Origin of the sequence: Streptomyces noursei (genome assembly GCF_001646665.1) — a bacterium.
Taxonomy (GTDB): Bacteria; Actinomycetota; Actinomycetes; order Streptomycetales; family Streptomycetaceae; genus Streptomyces; species Streptomyces lavendulocolor.
This window is the reverse complement of sequence record NZ_LWBU01000091.1, coordinates 113189-131493: the sequence shown is the minus strand read 5'-3', so window position 1 is coordinate 131493 and position 18305 is coordinate 113189. Positions and strand designations below refer to the sequence as shown.

The window sequence follows — 18305 nt, the reverse complement described above, 5'->3', positions numbered from 1 at the left end:
CATGCACGACACCACCGCGCTCCTCATCGAACTCGGGGCGGTCATCCTCGGCCTCGGCCTGATAGGGCGGTTCGCCGGACGCATCGGACTCTCCCCGATACCCCTGTACCTCCTCGCCGGACTGGCCTTCGGGCACGGCGGACTGCTCCCGCTCGACGCCAGCGAGGACTTCGTCGCCGTCGGGGCCGAGATCGGCGTCATCCTGCTCCTGCTCCTCCTCGGCCTCGAGTACAGCGCCAGCGAACTCGTCACCAGCCTGCGCACGCAGTACCCCTCGGGCGCCGTCGACTTCGTCCTCAACGCCACCCCCGGCGCCGCCGCCGCGCTCCTCCTCGGCTGGGGACCGGTCGCCGCCGTCGCCCTCGCCGGCGTCACCTGGATCTCCTCCTCCGGCGTCATCGCCAAGGTCCTCACCGACCTCGGCCGGCTGGGCAACCGCGAGACCCCCGTCATCCTCGGCGTCCTCGTCATCGAGGACCTGTCCATGGCGGTCTACCTGCCCCTGCTCACCGCCCTGCTGGCCGGCGTCGGACTCGCCGGCGGCAGCATCACCCTGCTCATCGCCCTCGGCACCGTCGGCCTCGTGCTGTACGTCGCGCTCCGGCACGGCCGCCTCATCAGCCGCGCCGTCTCCTCCGACAACCCCGAGATGCTGCTGCTCGTCGTGCTCGGCCTGACCGTGCTCGTCGCCGGCATCGCCCAGCAGCTCCAGGTCTCCGCCGCGGTCGGCGCGTTCCTCGTCGGCATCGCCCTCTCCGGAGAGGTCGCCGAGGGCGCGCGCAAGCTCCTCACACCGCTGCGCGACCTGTTCGCCGCCGTGTTCTTCGTCTTCTTCGGCCTGTCCACCGACCCGGCCGCCATCCCGCCGGTTCTCCTGCCCGCACTGCTGCTGGCCGTCGCCACCGCGCTGACGAAGATCCTCACCGGCTGGTACGCGGCCCGGCGCGCCGGCATCGGGCCGCGCGGACGGCTGCGCGCGGGCGGGGCGCTGGTCGCCCGCGGCGAGTTCTCCATCGTCATCGCGGGCCTCGCGGTCGCCACCGAACCCCGCATCGGGCCCATCGCCACCGCGTACGTCCTGATCCTCGTCGTCCTCGGCCCGCTCACCGCCCGGTGGACCGAGCCCGCCGTCGGACGGCTGCGCGGGGCGCTGCGCCGCAAGCCGGGGCCGCGCGCCGATCCGCCGCCGGGGCACGAGGAGATCGCCGAGGCGTCCGAGGCGGGAGCCAGGACCACCTGAGGCGGGGCCACCGATCGAGGCGCGGCCGCGGACCGGGGCGGGGCCGGGACGACCCGAGGCGGGGGCCACGACGAACCGAGGCGGGGGAGCCGAGCCCGGGGAAAAAACCCTTGGCGCGCGCGCCGGACTCCCCGCTAGAGTGAGGGCGTTCCGCCGATCCGCGGAACCGTGGGACGTAGAACCGAGTGCAGAACCAGGAGGTGTGACCGATGGCTGTCGTTGCGACGGGCGCTGCCCGCATCCCGGCTTTCCTCCACTCCACCTCCGTGGCCACCGGCTGACCCACCGCCCGCAGCGGGCGCCGTCCGGGGCCACCCTCGGAAGGGTTCCCCCTTGTCTCTCGTTTCGTCCTCCACCCCGTCCTCCTCGCGCACCCTGTCCTCGTACGGCTGGGACAGCGCATGGGAGGCGGAGTTCGCCCGGTACGCCGACCAGGGGCTCGTCCCCGGACGGGTCGTCCGGGTCGACCGCGGCCAGTGCGACATCATGACCGCCGACGGCGTGGTCCGCGCCGACACCGCGTTCGTCACCCCGCACGACCCCCTGCGGGTCATCTGCACCGGCGACTGGGCCGCCGTCGACACCGACGGCACCCCGCGCTACGTGCGGGCGTACCTGCCGCGCCGGACCGCCTTCGTACGGTCCACCTCCTCCTCCCGCTCCGAGGGGCAGATCCTCGCCGCCAACGTCGACCACGCGATCATCGCCGTGCCGCTCTCGGCGGAGCTGGACCTCGGACGGATCGAACGCTTCCTCGCCCTGGCGTGGGAGTCGGGCGCCCAGCCGCTCGTCGTCCTCACCAAGGCGGATCTGGTGCCCGACCAGACCGGCCTCTCCTACCTGGTGCAGGACGTCGAGACGACCGCGCCCGGTGTCCAGGTGCTGCCGGTGAGCTCCGCCACCGGCGAAGGCGTCGACGTGCTCACCGCCGTCGTCTCGGGCGGCACGAGCGTGCTGCTCGGCACCTCCGGCGCCGGCAAGTCGACCCTCGCCAACGCCCTCCTCGGCGAGGACGTCATGGCCGTCCAGGCCGTCCGTGACGTCGACGGCAAGGGCCGGCACACCACCACCACGCGCAACCTCCTCGCCCTGCCGGGCGGTGGCGTCCTGATCGACACGCCGGGGCTGCGCGGCGTCGGCCTGTGGGACGCCGGCACCGGAGTCGGCCAGGTCTTCGCCGAGATCGAGGAACTGGCGCAGGACTGCCGCTTCCACGACTGCGCCCACCTCGCGGAGCCGGGCTGCGCGGTCCTCGCCGCCATCGAGGACGGCTCGCTGCCCGAGCGGCGGCTCGACAGCTACCGCAAGCTGGTGCGCGAGAACCAGCGGATCGTCGCCAAGACCGACGCCCGTCTGCGGTCCGAGATCCTCAAGGACTGGAAGCGGAAGAACGCCGCGGGACGCGCGGCCCTCAAGGCCAAGCGCGGCGGGCGCGACCGCTGACGGGTCCGCCCCGGCCGCCCGGCGGACACGGTGTCCGAATACCGCCGGACGGCCGGGGCGCGGGCCCGCAGACTTGATGCCGTGACGGACGAGGAGGACACCAGGTACCAGGCGGTCAGCAGCCGGGACGCGCGGTTCGACGGCGAGTTCTTCTTCGCCGTCAGCACCACCGGCATCTACTGCCGGCCCAGCTGCCCGGCGGTCACCCCCAAGCGGTGCAACGTGACGTTCCACGCCACCGCGGCGGCGGCCCAGCGGCGCGGCTTCCGGGCCTGCCGCCGCTGCAGGCCCGACGCGGTGCCCGGTTCCGCCGCCTGGAACGTCCGCGCCGACCTGGTCGCCCGCGCCGTGCGCCTGATCGGCGACGGGGTGGTCGACCGGGAGGGCGTGCCGGGGCTCGCGGCACGGCTCGGGTACAGCGCCCGGCAGGTGCAGCGGCAGCTCACCGCCGAACTCGGCGCCGGGCCCGTCGCGCTCGCCCGCGCGCAGCGCGCCCACACCGCGCGGATCCTGCTCCGGACGACCACGCTGCCCGTGACGGACGTGGCCTTCGCCGCCGGGTTCGCCAGCGTCAGGCAGTTCAACGACACCATGCGCGCCGTGTACGCCCGTACGCCGAGCCGGCTGCGGGCGGAGGCGCGCGGGCGCGCCGCGGGCGCGGGCACCGGCGGCGTACCGCTGCGGCTCGCGTACCGCGGGGCGTACGCGCGGCGGGACGTCTTCGACCTGCTGGCGGACGAGGCCGTCGTACGGATCGAGGAGGTCGTCGGCGCCCCCGGGGCCCGCACCTACCGCCGCACCCTGCGGCTGCCCCACGGCTCCGGGATCGCGGCCGTCGCCGAACGGTCGTCCGGCCCGTGGCTGGAGGCCCGGCTGCACCTGAGCGACCTGCGGGACCTCACCACCGCCGTGCACCGGCTGCGGCGCCTGTTCGACCTGGACGCCGACCCCTGCGCCGTGGCCGGGCGGCTCGGCATCGACCCCGCCCTCGGGCTCCGGTCGCCCGGCGCGGCGGAGCCCGAGGAGTACGCGCTGCGGGCGCTGCTGGACCGGGCGGAGGCGGCCCGGCTGGTCGAGGAGCACGGCACCCCACTGGAGGTGCCCTGCGGCGGGCTCACCCACCTGTTCCCCGAACCGGGCGCGCTGCGGCACCACCCGGTGGCCGGCCCCCTCGCCACGGCGCTGGCGGCCAGCGGCGTGCGGCTCGACCCGGGGGCCGACCGGGCCGCCGCCGAGGAGGCCCTGCGCGCCGTCCCCGGGGTGAGCGCCCGGACCGCCGCCCTCATCCGGATGCGGGCGCTCGGGGACCCGGACGTGGCGCCCGACGCGCCGGCGGACCGGGAGGAATGGCGCCCCTGGCGCTCGTACGCCACCCGCCTGCTCGGCTGAGGGCGCCGCTCAGCCCGCCAGCACGGCGCCCATCCACGCGCCGACGATCAGCAGGCAGGCGAACAGCTCCACCAGCACGCTCGTCCCGACGGCCCGCATCACCGCCCGGGTCGAGGTCATGGCAGGGCCGTGCCCGCCGAGGCGGAGCCGCTCGCACAGATAGATCCCCCCGACGTACCCCGGCACGGCGCCCACGACGGGCAGCAGGACGAATCCCACCAGGGCGCCGACACCGGCGTACGCCACCATCCGGCGCGTCACCCCCACGCCGCGCAGCCGGCGTGCCGGGAGCTGCCAGACCACCACCTGCGTCACCAGCAGCAGCGCGGTGGCGCCGACCAGCAGCCACCAGGCCACCCCCGTCTGCACGTGCAGCGCCCACCACATCACCGCCGCCCACACCAGCCACGCGCCCGGCACACCGGGCACGAGCACGCCGAACAGGCCGAGCAGCATCACCAGCCCGACCAGCAGCAGCTGCCACGCACCCATACGGCCAGCCTGCCGGACGCCCTCCGCTCCCGCAGGTCAGCAGCGCACGGCCGCGACCCCGGCGGGAGGCCGAACGCGCGGCCCGGCGCGGGGGGCACGGGGACGGGGCGGGTGTCCGTAGGCGGCCGGGGGCGGGCGGGCGGAAGGCCGTGCATGGGCCGGACCCGTGCCCCGAGGGGCCGGGACGGGGCCTGCCCGAGCGGAGGCGGGACCGGCGACGGGACGGGCGACGGGCGGGCGCGGGGCCGGGCGGGTGGGGGCAGGCCGTGCCCGGCACCCGGCCGTCAGGGGCCGGACGCGCGCCGGAGGCGGCCGGGAGTGGCGTCGGCGCCGGTGGCGAGCCGCCGGCCGCCGGTCAGACGCGGGTGACCCAGCCCCGCTCACGGGCGTGCCAGCCCAGTTGCAGGCGGGTCGTGACGCCCGCCAGTTCCATCAGGCCCTTCACCCGCCGCTGCACCGTCCGCAGCCCCAGGTCCAGCTGCTTGCCGACGCTCGCGTCCGTCAGGCCCGCCAGCAGCAGCGACAGGATCTCCAGATCCGTGGCGTCCGGCCCCGCCGCCGCCTCCTCGGCGACCTCGCCCCCCGTACCCAGCCGCAGCGGCAGCGCGTCCCGCCACACCGCCTCGAACAGGGCCGACAGCGACTCCAGCAGCCCGCTCGCCCGCGCCACCAGCGCCACCGGCTCGGCGCCCGGGCCGGTCAGCGGCACCATGCCCGACGACCGGTCGGCCACCACGAGCCGCGCCGGCACCCGGTCGGCCACCCGCACCCGCACCTCGTCGCCGAGCACCGCGGACAGCGCGGCGGCGCCCCCCGGTAGCGACAGCACCTCCCGCTCCACCACCACCCGGTACGCCACCCCCGGCTCCGGCACCGGCACCGGGCCCCGCGTCACGAGGGCGCACACCTCCCGCCGCGCACCCAGCAGCAGCTGGTCCAGCCGGTGCTCCACCGCGGCCGCACCGGTCACCACCTCCACGAGGTCCGGCACGGCGCACTCCGCCGCCTCCGCCCGGTACTCCTCCGCCAGCCGGGCCGCGGCCGCCTGCGCCCGCTCCAGTTCCTGCCGCTGCCGGGTCAGCAGCGCCCCCAGCGCCACCCCCGGCGGCGCCGCCACCCATCGCCCGGCGCGCGCGGGCGACCCGGCCGCCAGCCCGCGCGACTCCAGGCGCCGCAGCGCCCGTTCCGTCTCCGCCTCCGTCAGCCCCAGCCGGTGCGCCAGGTCCGTCACGTCCGCCGCACCCAGCGCGACCAGCGCCCGGTACGCCGCCTCCTGCCGCTCGTCGAGCCCTATCGCCGCCAGCACCCCTGGTACCCCCTCGTCGCCCTCCGGCGTCCGCCGTTCCCCGCCGCTCTCACTCCGTGGACATTCTGTTCACGATTTGACCAAAGCGGTCTACTCTCGAAGTCCGCTCATCCCCCGGACCGTGGTCCGCGCGTATGACGTGCGTCGATCACGCCGGTCCGCCGGGCGTCCTTCCCGTGGGGGGTGGGGTCGCCCGGCGGACCACTTTTCCGGATGCCCGTTTTCGTACGCCCCGCGCGGTCGACAATTATGGGCATGAGCCCACAGGGGGAGACGCCCACCACCGGCGGGGACGACTGGTGGGACAAGCTGTACGACGACACCGCCCCGGACACGGCCCCGACCGGACCGGGCGGCACGCTCCACGACCGCTCCCGCCCGGCGCCCGGCGCCTCCGCCGGACCGCCGGGCCGTAACCGCGCCCCCTGGGAGCCCAAGGACCGGGCGGACGGGCCCCCGGGCACCCCGCGCACCTTCCCGGCCGGCCCGCGACCGGCCGCCCGCCTGCCGCGCCCGCGCCCGGAGTACGTCGGCGACGGACCGCCCACCTACGAGGCCGAACCGACCGCGCTGCCCCCGGCCCGGCCGCAGGAGCTGGACGAGCTCGTCGCCGACACCGTCCTGGACGGCGCCCGTTACGGCACGTACACCCTGCGGGCCGCCTCCGTGCGGGGCGACTCCGCCCGCCACCGCGGCGAGCCCCGCCGCGACGCGCTGCTCACCGCCCGCTTCGGCTCCGGCGACGCCGCGCTGGTGCTGGTCGCGGTCGCCACCGGGGCCCGCCCGTACGCGGGCGCCCACCTCGCCGCCGCCGACGCCTGCCGCTGGATCGGCGAGGCCGTCGGCCGCAGCCACGGGCGGCTCGCCGAGGACATCCGCGCCGGCCGCCGCCGCGACCTCAAGTCCGGACTGCACCGGCTCACCGACCGCTCCTACGGCCGGCTCCGCGCCCGCGCCGCCGACCTGGGCCTCGCCCCCGACGAGTACACCGCGGGGCTGCGCTGCCTGCTGCTGACCGCCGACCCCGGCTGCCGCACCCGGGTGTTCTTCGGCGTCGGCGAGGGGGGTCTGTTCCGCCTGCGCGACGGCGTCTGGCAGGACATCGAACCACCCGTCCCCGAACCGGCCGCCCTCACCGGTGAGCCCGTGATCGGCTACGGATCGCCGCCGGCCGAGACGGCGCAGGGCGACCGGCTGACCATGGACCTCGGCATCACGACACCCCCGGCCCCGCACGTCGACGCGCCCGTACCGCCGCCCGCCGAGCCGTTCCGCTTCCGCGCCTCCGTCGCCCGGCCCGGCGACACGCTGCTGCTCGCCGCCCGCGGGCTGGCCGAGCCGCTGCGCGGAGAGCCCGCCCTCGCAGAGGAACTGGCCGGACGCTGGGCCACCGGCGAACCGCCCGGCCTGGCACAGTTCCTGGCGGACACCCAGCTGAGGGTGAAGGGGTACGCCGATGACCGTACGGCTGCGGCGATCTGGGAGGCGTGATCGCGGACACCGTGACTTGATGGACGCATGGCCAAACAGAATGTGGCAGAACAGTTCGTCGACATCCTGGTCCGCGCCGGTGTGCAACGGCTGTACGGGGTCGTCGGCGACAGCCTGAACCCCGTCGTCGACGCCATCCGCCGTACCCGCGGCATCGACTGGATCCAGGTCCGGCACGAGGAGACCGCCGCGTTCGCGGCCGGCGCCGAGGCGCAGATCACCGGCGGCCTCGCCGCCTGCGCCGGCTCCTGCGGACCCGGGAACCTCCACCTCATCAACGGTCTCTACGACGCGCACCGCTCGATGGCCCCCGTGCTGGCCCTCGCCTCCCACATCCCCTCCGGCGAGATCGGGCTCGGCTACTTCCAGGAGACCCACCCCGACCGGCTGTTCCAGGAGTGCAGCCACTACAGCGAACTGATCTCCAGCCCCAAGCAGATGCCCCGGCTGCTCCAGACGGCCATCCAGCACGCCGTCGGGCGCGGCGGCGTGAGCGTGGTGGCCCTGCCCGGCGACATCGCCTCCGAGCCGGCCCCGGAGAAGGCGGTGGAGCACGCGCTGGTCACCTCGCGCCCCACCGTCCGCCCCGGTGACGCGGAGATCGACGCCCTGGTCCGGCTCATCGACGACGCGGACCGGGTCACGCTGTTCTGCGGCAGCGGCACGAAGGGCGCCCACGCGGAGGTGATGCAGTTCGCGGAGCGGATCAAGTCGCCCGTCGGGCACGCGCTGCGCGGCAAGGAGTGGATCCAGTACGACAACCCCTACGACGTGGGGATGAGCGGACTCCTCGGCTACGGCGCCGCCTACGAGGCCACGCACGAGTGCGACCTGCTGATCCTGCTGGGCACCGACTTCCCGTACAACGCCTTCCTGCCCGACGACGTGAAGATCGTCCAGGTGGACGTGCGGCCCGAGCACCTCGGCCGCCGCTCCAAGCTCGACCTCGCGGTCTGGGGCGACGTGCGCGAGACTCTGCGCTGCCTCATCCCCCGGGTGCGGCCGAAGACGGACCGCAGGTTCCTCGACAAGATGCTCAAGAAGCACGCCGACGCGCTGGAGGGGGTCGTCAGGGCGTACACCCGGAAGGTGGAGAAGCACCGGCCGATCCACCCCGAGTACGTGGCGTCCGTCCTCGACGAGATCGCCGACGACGACGCGGTCTTCACCGTGGACACCGGGATGTGCAACGTGTGGGCGGCCCGCTACCTCACCCCCAACGGGCGGCGCCGGATCATCGGTTCCTTCAGCCACGGCTCGATGGCCAACGCCCTGCCGCAGGCGATCGGCGCGCAGTTCACCGACCGCCGGCGGCAGGTCGTCTCCATGTCCGGCGACGGCGGGTTCTCCATGCTGATGGGCGACTTCCTCAGTCTGGTCCAGCACGACCTGCCGGTGAAGGTCGTGCTGTTCGACAATTCGTCGCTGGGCATGGTCGAGCTGGAGATGCTGGTGGCGGGCCTGCCGTCGTACGGCACCACCAACCTCAACCCGGACTTCGCGGCGATCGCCCGCGCCGCCGGTGCGTACGGCGTCCGGGTGGAGAAGCCGAAGGACCTGGCCGGCGCGTTCAAGGACGCCTTCCGGCACAAGGGTCCGGCGCTCGTCGACGTGGTCACCGACCCCAACGCCCTGTCCATCCCCCCGAAGATCAAGTCGGAGATGGTGACCGGCTTCGCCCTGTCCGCCAGCAAGATCGTGCTGGACGGGGGAGTGGGCCGGATGCTCCAGATGGCCCGCTCCAACCTGCGCAACGTCCCCCGCCCCTGACGTCGGGCGCCGGCGCCGCTCCGCCCCGGGGACGGCCGGACCCGGAGTGGGGGACGACCACCCATGGGGCGTGCCCGGTCGGCGCACCGCCGGGCCGCGGGCGTCGGCGTCGGTCAGGGTGTCGTCGGGGTCGTGGGGGAGGTGTGGTGCCGTGCACCGGTGACGATGAGTGAGACGTTCTGCCCGCCGAAGCCGAAGGAGTTGCTGAGCACGGCATGCTGGGGGACGTCCCGTCGCTCCGCGACGACATCGAGGTCGATGCCGGGATCGACGCCGGCCGCGGTGAGGTTACGGGTCGGCGGGATGACGCCGTGCTCGACACTGAGGACGGCGACGAGTGCTTCGATCGCGCCGGCGGCGCCGAAGAGATGACCGAGCGCCGCCTTGGGGGCCGTCACGGTGGCGCGGCCGAAGACTTCCCCGATCGCGTGTGCCTCGGCGACGTCGCCGACCGGAGTCCCGGTGGCGTGGGCGTTGATGTGGCTGATCTGCTCGGGGGCCAGACCGGCCTGCGCGAGGGCCTTGCGCATGGCCGAGATCTGACCGGAGCCGTCGGCTGCGGGCGCCGTGATGTGGTGGGCGTCGGCGGCGATGCCGGCCCCGGCGAGGACCGCGTGGACGTGCGCGCCCCGGGCGCCGGCGTGCTCGGCGCTTTCCAGCACCATGACGGCCGCGCCTTCGCTGAGGACGAATCCGCCGCGGTCCGCGGCGAACGGCCGGGACGCGGATGCGGGGTCGGCCGTATGCCGTGACAGTGCCTTCGCCTGGGCGAAGCCGGCGACGGTGATCGGGGCGATCGCGGCCTCGGTCCCGCCCGCGATCACCACGTCCGCCTCGCCGGCACGGATGAGCCTGGCCCCCAGGGCGATCGCCTCCGCACCGGAGGAGCACGCCGATACGGGCGTGTAGGCGCCGGCCCGGGCGCCGTATTCGATGCTTATCAGCGCCGCCGCCGCATTGGGCATGAGCATCGGGACCGTACGGGGCGAGACGCGCCGCGTCCCGGACGCCTCCAGAACGTCGTCTTCCTTCAACAGCGTCTGTACGCCCCCGATGCCGGTGCCGATCGCCGACGCGAGCCGGTCGGGATCCACCTCCGGGGCCCCCGCGTCGGCCCAGGCCTCGGCGGCCGCGACCAGAGCGGCCTGCTGTGAGCGGTCGAGCCGCCTGGCCCGCACCGGCGGCAGCAACTCCGCGGGATCGACCGCCATCGTCCCCGCGGCGGTGTCGGGAAGGCCGGCGTCCGCGTGGCCGTGCGGGACGCCGCCGCGGATGCCGGATTCCCCGGCGAGCAGGGCGGCCCAGGTGGACGCGACGTCCGCGCCGAGCGGTGTGATCGCGCCGAGTCCGGTCACGACGACTTCAGTCCGGTGCATGCGCCTCAAACTTTCTTGTATGCGATACAAGTGAACGCCTTTGTTGTATCACATACAATCGCGGTGTGGAGAAGACGCGAACCGAAGCCCGTGCGACGTCGCCCCGGTCGCGTGACCGCGGCCGCGCGACGCGGCACCGGCTCATCGAGGCGGCCGCACGGCTGTGCAGGGAACGGCCCGGCGCCGAGGTGAGCGTCGCGGAGATCGCCGACGCGGCAGGCGCCTTCCCCAATCAGGTCACGTACTACTTCGGCTCCAAGGACGCGCTCCTCGTGCGCGCCGCCTTCCTCGGCCTGCTGCACGATGCGCGACGCATTGAGCGCATCGGCCGCCAGGCCCCCGATGCGGCGGCGTTCCGGCGCAACATCGCCCGCGCCGTACTGGCCATGCCCTCGCTTCCGTCGGTCACGCGAGCACTCGCCGCCGGGATCTCCAGGCCCGAACTCGCCCCCGTGGTCGACCAGCACCTCCAGCTGCTGTTCCGGCAGTCCGAGCGCTTCGTGGGCCGGCTCATCGACAGTCGCGGCTGGAAGACCCGCCGACCGCTCGGCGTGGAAGCCAGGACGTTCTGGAGCACCGCGCTCGGTGCGGTGCTCCTCGTCCGCGCAGGGGCACACGGCACCGCCGGCGAACTCGACCTCGCGGGAACCCTGACCATCCACGACGAACCCGATCCCGATCACACCTAGGGCGCTTCCATCGGATCTTGCCGGGCTCGCGTGCCCCGGCACGCGCGTCTGCGGCGTTGCCGTCGGTCGCCACTGCCCCCCGTAGCCCTCCGGGCACGGGAGGTGCCCCCACCGCAGTGAGCCTCCGCCTGCCTTCGGCCGGGGGGGACCCCACCTCCGCCGTGCATCCGCCCGCACCAGACCCCGCTCCCCTGTCCGGCCCGATCCAAAAGAAGCGCCCCGGCCCGACCGAACAGGCCGGCGACCGGTCCGTCTCGCGGCGCCGGGGCGTCGCCGACCGCGACCAGCCCCGGAGCACCCGCAGGCCGCCGCCGCGGACTGTGCCACGGGTGTCCTGTCACGGTGGGGCCGCGAGCCCGCGGGGCGGAGGTCCGGTGTCCGCGACCGCAGCGAGGTGCGACCGCAGGAGGAGCTCGGCTCCTGCCGCGGTCGCACGCGGGCCGCTGCCCGGCGTGCGCGAATGCGACTCCGGTCGCACACGATGGCGACCGGGGGCCGATGTGCCACGGGTGGCCTGCCCCGAGGATGGCGAGGTGACCGAGATCATCACGGGGCTGCACATGTCTCCCCCGGAATGCCTTGTCCTGCTGGGTGCCACAGTGATCGTGGGGGCGCGCTGGACGGCCCCCGCCGCCCGTCCACGTGTCACGATCGCGGCGGTGACGCTCTTCACCCTGTCCGCGATCGTGCTGAGCGTGGTGGGGCTCAGGTGGCAGATGCTGCCGGTGCTGGCAGGCGCTGCCTTCGCGCTGCCGTTCGCCCTGTCCCCACTGCTGCGCCACCGCGGCGGACGCCCGGCGCGGCGGGCGCGGTGGTGGCTGGCGTTGCCGGGGTCGGTGGCCTGCCTCGGCCTGATCGCCATGAGCCCGGTGGCCGCCTGGGCCTTTCCCGTACCCGTGTTCCCCGCGCCGTCGGGCGACTTCGCGGTCGGCACCCGCGTGGTGCAGTGGACGGACCCACTCCGTCACGAGACCGCCACCTCGGACCCTCGGGACCGGCGCACGGTCGTGGTCCAGCTCTGGTATCCCGCGAAGAGGAGCCCCGCAGGCGCGCAGCGTGCCCAGTACCTCGGACGCACACAGAGCGAGGCGCGCATCGTCTCCGACGCCCTCGCGCGCTACACCGGTCTGCCCGGCTTCCTCGTCGACGGCGTCCCGCGCGCCCACAGCCACGCGGTCTTCGACGCCCCGGTGGCCGACGGGGGCGGACGGTTCCCGGTCGTCCTGTTCTCGCCCGGGCTCGGAGGAGTGCGCACCCAGAACACCGCCTGGGCGGAGGAACTGGCCAGCCACGGCTATGCGGTCGTCGCTTTCGACCACCCGTACGACTCCGCCGCGGTCGTCCTCGCCGACGGCCGGACGATCAACACGAGGATCACTCCCACCGGCAACGACGACGAAGACGACCGGCGGGCCGTGGAAACGACGAGGATCCGGGCCGCGGACCTGAGTTTCGGCCTGACCCAACTGGGCCGCCTGGACCGGGGCGAGATCCCCGGCCCGCTGACCGGGCGTCTGGACACCGGCCGGGTCGCGGTGACCGGTCACTCCCTTGGCGGCGCCGCCGCCCTGCAAGCAGCCCGACAGGACCGCCGGTTCGCCGCCGTCATCGATCTGGACGGCTATCCCCGCGACCCCGGACCGACCTCCTACCCCCAGCCGGTGCTCGGGCTCACCCAGGCCGTCACCCCGGAGACCGACCCGCGCTACCTGCCGCGCCTCACCAAGGTTCTCGAACTGAGCACCGCGACGAGCTACCGGCTGACCGTTCCCGGCGCCGCGCATCTCACTTTCATGGACGCCCCCCTCTACCTGCCGCCTGTGCCCTCCATGGTCGGATCCCTGGGCCGTACGGAGAGCCCGCGCGTCGTCGCCGCAACCACTCGCGCCTTCCTGGACTCCACGCTCCGGGGCGAACCGGGCCCCCTGGCCGACGTTCTGTCGGCCTACGGCGACCTCGGCGTCCACCACCCGTGACGCACGGCCGAGCCGCGGGCGGACGCGAGTCGTCCATGCCGGGGAACTCCCTCACGGTTCCGGGGGCGGCCGGGTGCCGCGCGGGGCGCACGGACTGGCGCACGGCCCGTCGTGCGCGGCCGTACCGCGCGTGACGCCCGCCGGACGCCGCGGTTCCTCCCGCGGCCGCGCACCGGTCGATCTCCGCTCCGCGCGGCCTGACGGGGACTTACCCCGATGCGCCCCCCGGGCGCCCCCCGGACCGTCCGATCCCAGGCGTGACGGCGTGTAGGCGGGGGCATGCATCCCGTGAACCTGTTCGAGGGGAAGGGCCGACGACGTGCGGGTGGGGGAGATGATGGGACGTCATGGAGGGGCTGGATCCGTCACCGACGGGCTGGTACCCGGGGCGGAGCGGCACGGCCGGTCGGTGCAGTGGCGCCGCCACGTGGCGAGCGCGGACCTGTCGGCGGTACCGGAGGTGCGGCGCGCCCTGCGCGAGCTGCTGCGGCACTGGGGCGGGCCGGGCGTGCCGGACGTCGCCGAGCTGCTGACCAGCGAGCTGGTCACCAACGCGCTGATACACACCGAGCACGGCGCGGTGATCACGGCGACCATGACCCCGAGGACGCTCCGCGTGGAGGTACGGGACTTCGCCACCGACCTGCCGACCCCGTACGCCCCCGCGGTCGACGACGGGACGCACGGCCGGGGCCTCGTCCTGGTGCAGGCGCTCGCCGACGCGTGGGGAGTGCTCACGCACGGGGTGGGCAAGGTCGTCTGGTTCGAACTGTCCGGCGGCACGACCGCGCCCGCCGGGGCGTAGGGAGGGCCCGCCCGACCGGCGGACCCGCCCCCGTTCAGGACCGGTCAGCCGAACTGCTGCTCCAGGTCCTTGAGTTTGCGCTCCAGCGAGTCGAGCCGGGGCAGTGTCTGGGTGTCGTCCTCGGCGGTGAGGTCGACCGTCCGGGGCGGGTCACTGCCCCGCACGGCCTGGAGGGAGGGCCGGGAGCGCGGCGGCTGGTGTCCCCGCTCGGATATGGCGGGCTCCGCGACGGACGCTCCGACGGCGGCGGGGGCGGAACCGCCCATGGAGCCGCCTGAGTTCACGGCCTGGACGTCCACCTGGGTGGCGGTCATCGCCGGGACGTCGACCTGGCGGCCGGCCCGCCCCGGGCCCCAGGCCCGGTGCTGGCGGTTGAACGCCTTCAGCCGCGCCCGCTCCATCTTCTGGTGCTCGCGCTGCCGCTGCTTGTCCTGCTCCTTGCGGCGCCGGTCCTCGCGAACCTCGTCGACCGCCTCGTCCAGGGTGCGTACGCCCTCCAGCAGCATCAGCGACCAGGCGCCGAACGTCTCGCGCGGGGCCCGCAGCCACCGGACGATCCGGATCTGCGGCAGCGGGCGGGGCACCAGGCCCTGCTCCCGCAGCGCGGACCGGCGGGTCTGCTTCAGCGCCCGGTCGAAGAGCACCGCCGCCGACAGCGACATGCCCGCGAAGAAGTGCGGGGCGCCCGCGTGCCCGAGGCCGCGCGGCGCGTGCACCCAGTTGAACCAGGCGGCCGCGCCCGCGAACGTCCACACCAGCAGGCGGGAGCCGAGCGCCGCGTCACCGTGGCTCGCCTCGCGCACCGCGAGGACCGAGCAGAACATGGCGGCGCCGTCGAGCCCGAAGGGGACGAGGTACTCCCAGCCGCCCGAGAGGTTCAGGTTCTGCCGGCCGAAGCCGACCAGGCCGTGGAAGGAGAGCGCGGCGGCCACGGCCGCGCAGCAGAAGAGCAGCAGGTAGGAGGCGGTGCCGTAGACCGCTTCCTTGCGGCGGCGGCGCTCCTCGCTGCGCTCCCAGGAGTCGTCGGCCGCGGCCTTGTCGCCGACGCGCCTGCCGCGCGTCACCACCGCCACCGCCACCAGGACTCCCACCAGCATCACGCCGCCCGGAAGCAGCCAGTCCAGCGATATGTCGGTCAGTCTCATGCGGTGTCCCTTGCATCGCTCGCGGTAGGGCGTTCGGGCGCCATAGTGGCCGAACGGCGAGGGACCCCACGCGGTTTCCGGGCAAGAGAACGCCATCGGGGCCGCAGGGCGGGCGAATAGCCGCGATCTTCTCGAACGGCCTTGTGCAGCAAGGGAGTTGTGTTCGATTCACGTCACCCGTGAGGGTGGCGTGGACTGCGGCCGGAGGTCACGCGGATGCGCTCAACCTGGCGACCCGGTCGGCGTCGCAGGTACGCGGACAGGTGACACAGGTGTCCTCCGGGCGCAGCGTGTAGAAGAGGCAGCAGCTCGCCCGGTCGCGGGTCGGCAGCGGTGCGCCGTCCGGGCCCGTCAGCTCGCGGAAGCCGGCCGTGCCGACGTACGGCTTCGCCGTGCCCGTCCCCGGCAGCAGCAGCCCCAGCTCCGCCATGGCCCGGGGCTCCTCGCCCAGCAGGTGTCCGACGTACCACAGGCCCTCGACGATCTCGTCGGTCGCCATTCCCCACAGGGCCCGCTTGCCGCGCCGCATCCGCGGCCCGAAGCCCTCCAGCACGGGCCCCAGGTGCTCGGCGACGGCCGCCCGCACCTCGCCGCGCAGCGCCTCCTCGTCCGCCACGACCAGCGCCCCGGGCAGGGCGGCGGCGGGGTCGCCGGGAAGGCAGGCGAACTCCCGCACCCGTACCGTCATCCGGCCCAGCGCCCGCTGGAAGGCCACGTCCCCGACCGGCAGACGCGGCACCCGGCGGTGCAGGAACCACGGCACGGTGATCAGGAGGCAGGCCGGCCAGGCGTACCGGTGCAGACCGAAGCTGGCCACGACGTCGGGACGCGCCTGCTGCCCGTAGTCCCGCAGCACCTGCGCGTCGTCCCAGGAGAGGAAGGCGTCCAGGGCCGCACCCCCCGCCGCCAGCTCGTCCGCACCGACCCAGCCGGAGCCCCGCGGAGCCTCTTCGCCGTCCGCCAGCTCCTGCACGCGCAGCCCGGGGAAGACCTCCGCCAGGCGTTCGTACGCGTCCGCGACGGGCGAGGTCAGGGCGGGGAGGAGGGCGGGAGCGGGCATGCAGGGGACCACCGAATCGCGATCGTTAGCAGGTAAGCCTTACCTTACCCGATCTGATCGATGTGTGAACGGCGACCCTGTGCGCCTATCGTGCACAGGGGCCCCGTCCACCGCGAGCCGGGCCCCCGGTACGCATCGCCAGGAGGACCCGAGTGGAGCAGGGCAGAACGCGCGACGCCGCGCCGCCGGACCCGGCACCCGGCGCGCCCGGCCACGAGCCGCACGGCCTCGACCGGGTACCCGGGCAGACCCGCGGCGAACACACCCACAGCGAGCCCCCCGCCCCCCGCACCGTGCAGCGCCACTCCGTGCGCGGACAGGTCCTCTACGCGCTGCGCACCGCCCTCGTCGGCGGCGAGCTGGTACCCGGTGAGGTCTACTCCGCGCCCGCCCTGGGCGCCCGCCTCGGCGTGTCCGCCACCCCCGTCCGCGAGGCCATGCAGCAGCTCGCCACCGAGGGCGCCGTCGAGGTCGTCCCCAACCGGGGGTTCCGCGTCACCGAACGCACCCCGGACGAACTGGCCGAACTCGCCGAGGTGCGCGCCCTGATCGAGGTGCCCGTCATGCTTCGCCTGGCCCGCACCGTCCCGGCCGACCGCTGGCACGAGCTGCGTCCGCTGGCCGAGGCCACCTCCGCCGCGGCGGCCCGCGGCGACCTCGCCCACTACGCCGAGTCCGACCGCGCCTTCCACCGCGCCGTCCTCGCGCTGTCCGGCAACCGGCAGCTCGTCGCCGTCGCGGAGGACCTGCACCGCCGCTCCCAGTGGCCCCTCGTGGCCGGCCCCGCCGTCCGGCGGGCCGACCTCGTCGCGGACGCGGCCGAGCACTCCGCCCTGCTGGAGGCACTGATCGCCCAGGACCTCCCGGTCGTCCAGTCCCTGGTGCGCGAGCACTTCACCAGCGCCAAGTGAGCATGCGCGTCGCCGTGTGGGAGGTGGCGAACCGGCTCGGCGTGGTCGCCGGGACCCCCGCCGAACTGTTCTCCGTGCTGCTCGCCGGGCCGCGCCGCACGGTACGGCTGCCGCTGCCGCCGGACCACGCCCTGGTGCGGGCCCTTCGGCCGCTCGGCCACCTGGACCTGGTCCTCGACGAGCCTCCGGAGCTCCCCGGGCCCCCGCCCGCCGGCTCCGTCGACCTCGGCGACCCGGCCGCCGTCTGCGCGGCCGACCCCGTGCGCGTCACCCGGGCGTACGAGGCCGACCCCGACCCCCGCGGCGGTCTGCGCCCCGCCTGGCTGCGCGCGGGCCAGTCGCTCCTGCGCGACCAGGACCCGGCCGACCGGGCCCTGGTCCTGCTCGCCGCCCTGGACGAGGGCGCCGACCCGCGGACCGCGGCGGCGCTCACCCGGGGGGCGGCCGGATCGCCGTGGACGCTCGCCCGGTCGTCCCGCAGGCCGTGCACCGCCCTGACGGCCGCGCCCGACGGGCGGCCGGTGGTACGGGAGGACCGCGTCCTCGCGGTGGCGTGTCTCCCGGACGGCACCCAGGCGGCCCTCGACGAACGGGGCCGCCTGCGGCTCCCCGGCGGCCGGGCCGGCCGGCTGGCGGACGCGGTGGCGGCCACCCTGGCGAGTCACCCGGCCACCGCCCTCGCCGCCGCGGGCGACTCGGTGCTGACCGGCGACCGGATGGGCACCGTGCACGCGTTCAGCCTGACGGGCCTGGAGCAGGCGGCTCTGCACTCCGGCCGCGTCACCGCCCTGACGGCGACGGCGACGGCCACGGCACCGGCCGCGGCGACCGCGACGGCGACGGCGTCCGGGGCGGCACCGTCACCCGCCCCCGCCGCGCTCACGGTGTACAGCGGCGGGACGGACGGCACCGTACGCGCCTGGCGTCCCGGCCGGCCGCCCGGCCGGTCCGCCCTGGCACGGCGCCCGTGCCCGGTCGTCGCCCTGCACGCCGCGGGCCCGTACCTGGCGGTCGCGTGGGCGGACGGCCTGGCCGAACTGCGCCGCCCCGACACCGGCGGCACCGCGCTCTTCCGGCCCGGCCCGCGGATCCGCGCGGTGGCCGCCACGGCCGACGGGACCCTGGTCGTCGGGCTGGACGACGCGGTGCTCCACCTGGCGTGCCGCGCGTCCCGCCCCCGCCGCTGACGGGTCCTCGCCGCGCACCCCGGTG

Annotated in this window: 15 protein-coding genes; 10 read left to right on the top strand and 5 right to left on the bottom strand. The window is 75.2% G+C overall.

The features are described 5' to 3' along the window. Position 1: 1 nt before the first annotated feature. The 3 genes from A4V12_RS08905 (at position 2) to A4V12_RS08895 (ending at position 4072) form a co-directional block, all read left to right on the top strand. Positions 2 to 1240 (top strand): cation:proton antiporter, encoded by a 1239-nt coding sequence (locus tag A4V12_RS08905; protein ID WP_064068703.1) that lies wholly within the window; start codon positions 2 to 4, stop codon positions 1238 to 1240. A 333-nt stretch (positions 1241 to 1573) separates the two neighbouring features. Further along, positions 1574 to 2683, top strand: coding sequence for a ribosome small subunit-dependent GTPase A (gene rsgA, locus A4V12_RS08900; RefSeq protein WP_064068702.1), 1110 nt, complete (start codon positions 1574 to 1576; stop codon positions 2681 to 2683). 81 nt (positions 2684 to 2764) lie between these two features. Further along, complete coding sequence (locus A4V12_RS08895; RefSeq protein WP_064068701.1) at positions 2765 to 4072, top strand: Ada metal-binding domain-containing protein; 1308 nt, start codon at positions 2765 to 2767, stop codon at positions 4070 to 4072. 9 nt (positions 4073 to 4081) lie between these two features. Here the strand turns inward: A4V12_RS08895 and A4V12_RS08890 are convergent, their stop codons facing one another. Beyond that, positions 4082 to 4564, bottom strand: a complete 483-nt coding sequence (locus tag A4V12_RS08890) for a DUF456 domain-containing protein (protein WP_064068700.1) — start codon at positions 4562 to 4564, stop codon at positions 4082 to 4084. Between the two features lie 355 nt (positions 4565 to 4919). Further along, the gene (locus A4V12_RS08885) at positions 4920 to 5870 is read right to left on the bottom strand and encodes a helix-turn-helix domain-containing protein (protein ID WP_064068699.1); all 951 of its coding nucleotides are present in this window, start codon (positions 5868 to 5870) and stop codon (positions 4920 to 4922) included. Between the two features lie 255 nt (positions 5871 to 6125). Between A4V12_RS08885 and A4V12_RS08880 the strand changes: the two genes are divergently transcribed. Beyond that, a complete protein-coding gene (locus A4V12_RS08880; RefSeq protein ID WP_064068826.1) occupies positions 6126 to 7361 on the top strand; it encodes a protein phosphatase 2C domain-containing protein in 1236 nt (411 codons plus the stop codon). Between the two features lie 27 nt (positions 7362 to 7388). Continuing rightward, the gene (locus A4V12_RS08875; RefSeq protein WP_064068698.1) at positions 7389 to 9131 is read left to right on the top strand and encodes a pyruvate dehydrogenase; all 1743 of its coding nucleotides are present in this window, start codon (positions 7389 to 7391) and stop codon (positions 9129 to 9131) included. Between the two features lie 113 nt (positions 9132 to 9244). Here the strand turns inward: A4V12_RS08875 and A4V12_RS08870 are convergent, their stop codons facing one another. After that, positions 9245 to 10507 carry a beta-ketoacyl-[acyl-carrier-protein] synthase family protein gene (locus tag A4V12_RS08870; RefSeq protein WP_064068697.1) on the bottom strand — a complete coding sequence of 421 codons (1263 nt, stop codon included), beginning with the start codon at positions 10505 to 10507 and terminating at the stop codon, positions 9245 to 9247. 65 nt (positions 10508 to 10572) lie between these two features. Between A4V12_RS08870 and A4V12_RS08865 the strand changes: the two genes are divergently transcribed. From A4V12_RS08865 to A4V12_RS08855, 3 genes are all read left to right on the top strand, one after another. Further along, positions 10573 to 11196: a TetR/AcrR family transcriptional regulator C-terminal domain-containing protein gene (locus A4V12_RS08865; RefSeq protein WP_064068696.1), complete on the top strand. Its 624-nt coding sequence runs from the start codon at positions 10573 to 10575 to the stop codon at positions 11194 to 11196. A 533-nt stretch (positions 11197 to 11729) separates the two neighbouring features. Further along, a complete protein-coding gene (locus A4V12_RS08860; protein WP_423563956.1) occupies positions 11730 to 13172 on the top strand; it encodes an alpha/beta hydrolase family protein in 1443 nt (480 codons plus the stop codon). 334 nt (positions 13173 to 13506) lie between these two features. Then, positions 13507 to 13977, top strand: a complete 471-nt coding sequence (locus A4V12_RS08855) for an ATP-binding protein (RefSeq protein ID WP_423563957.1) — start codon at positions 13507 to 13509, stop codon at positions 13975 to 13977. Positions 13978 to 14021: 44 nt separating this feature from the next. Here the strand turns inward: A4V12_RS08855 and A4V12_RS08850 are convergent, their stop codons facing one another. Together A4V12_RS08850 and A4V12_RS08845 are read right to left on the bottom strand one after the other, a co-directional pair. Continuing rightward, entirely contained in the window at positions 14022 to 15122 is a 1101-nt protein-coding gene (locus tag A4V12_RS08850; RefSeq protein ID WP_064068694.1) for a DUF2637 domain-containing protein, read from the bottom strand. A gap of 208 nt (positions 15123 to 15330) precedes the next feature. Continuing rightward, positions 15331 to 16182, bottom strand: coding sequence for a (2Fe-2S)-binding protein (locus A4V12_RS08845; protein WP_064068693.1), 852 nt, complete (start codon positions 16180 to 16182; stop codon positions 15331 to 15333). A 152-nt stretch (positions 16183 to 16334) separates the two neighbouring features. On the opposite strand from A4V12_RS08845, the gene A4V12_RS08840 reads away from it, so the two are divergent. Further along, positions 16335 to 17093, top strand: coding sequence for a GntR family transcriptional regulator (locus A4V12_RS08840; RefSeq protein WP_064068692.1), 759 nt, complete (start codon positions 16335 to 16337; stop codon positions 17091 to 17093). 2 nt (positions 17094 to 17095) lie between these two features. After that, entirely contained in the window at positions 17096 to 18280 is a 1185-nt protein-coding gene (locus tag A4V12_RS08835; protein ID WP_064068691.1) for a hypothetical protein, read from the top strand. Positions 18281 to 18305 lie beyond the last annotated feature (25 nt).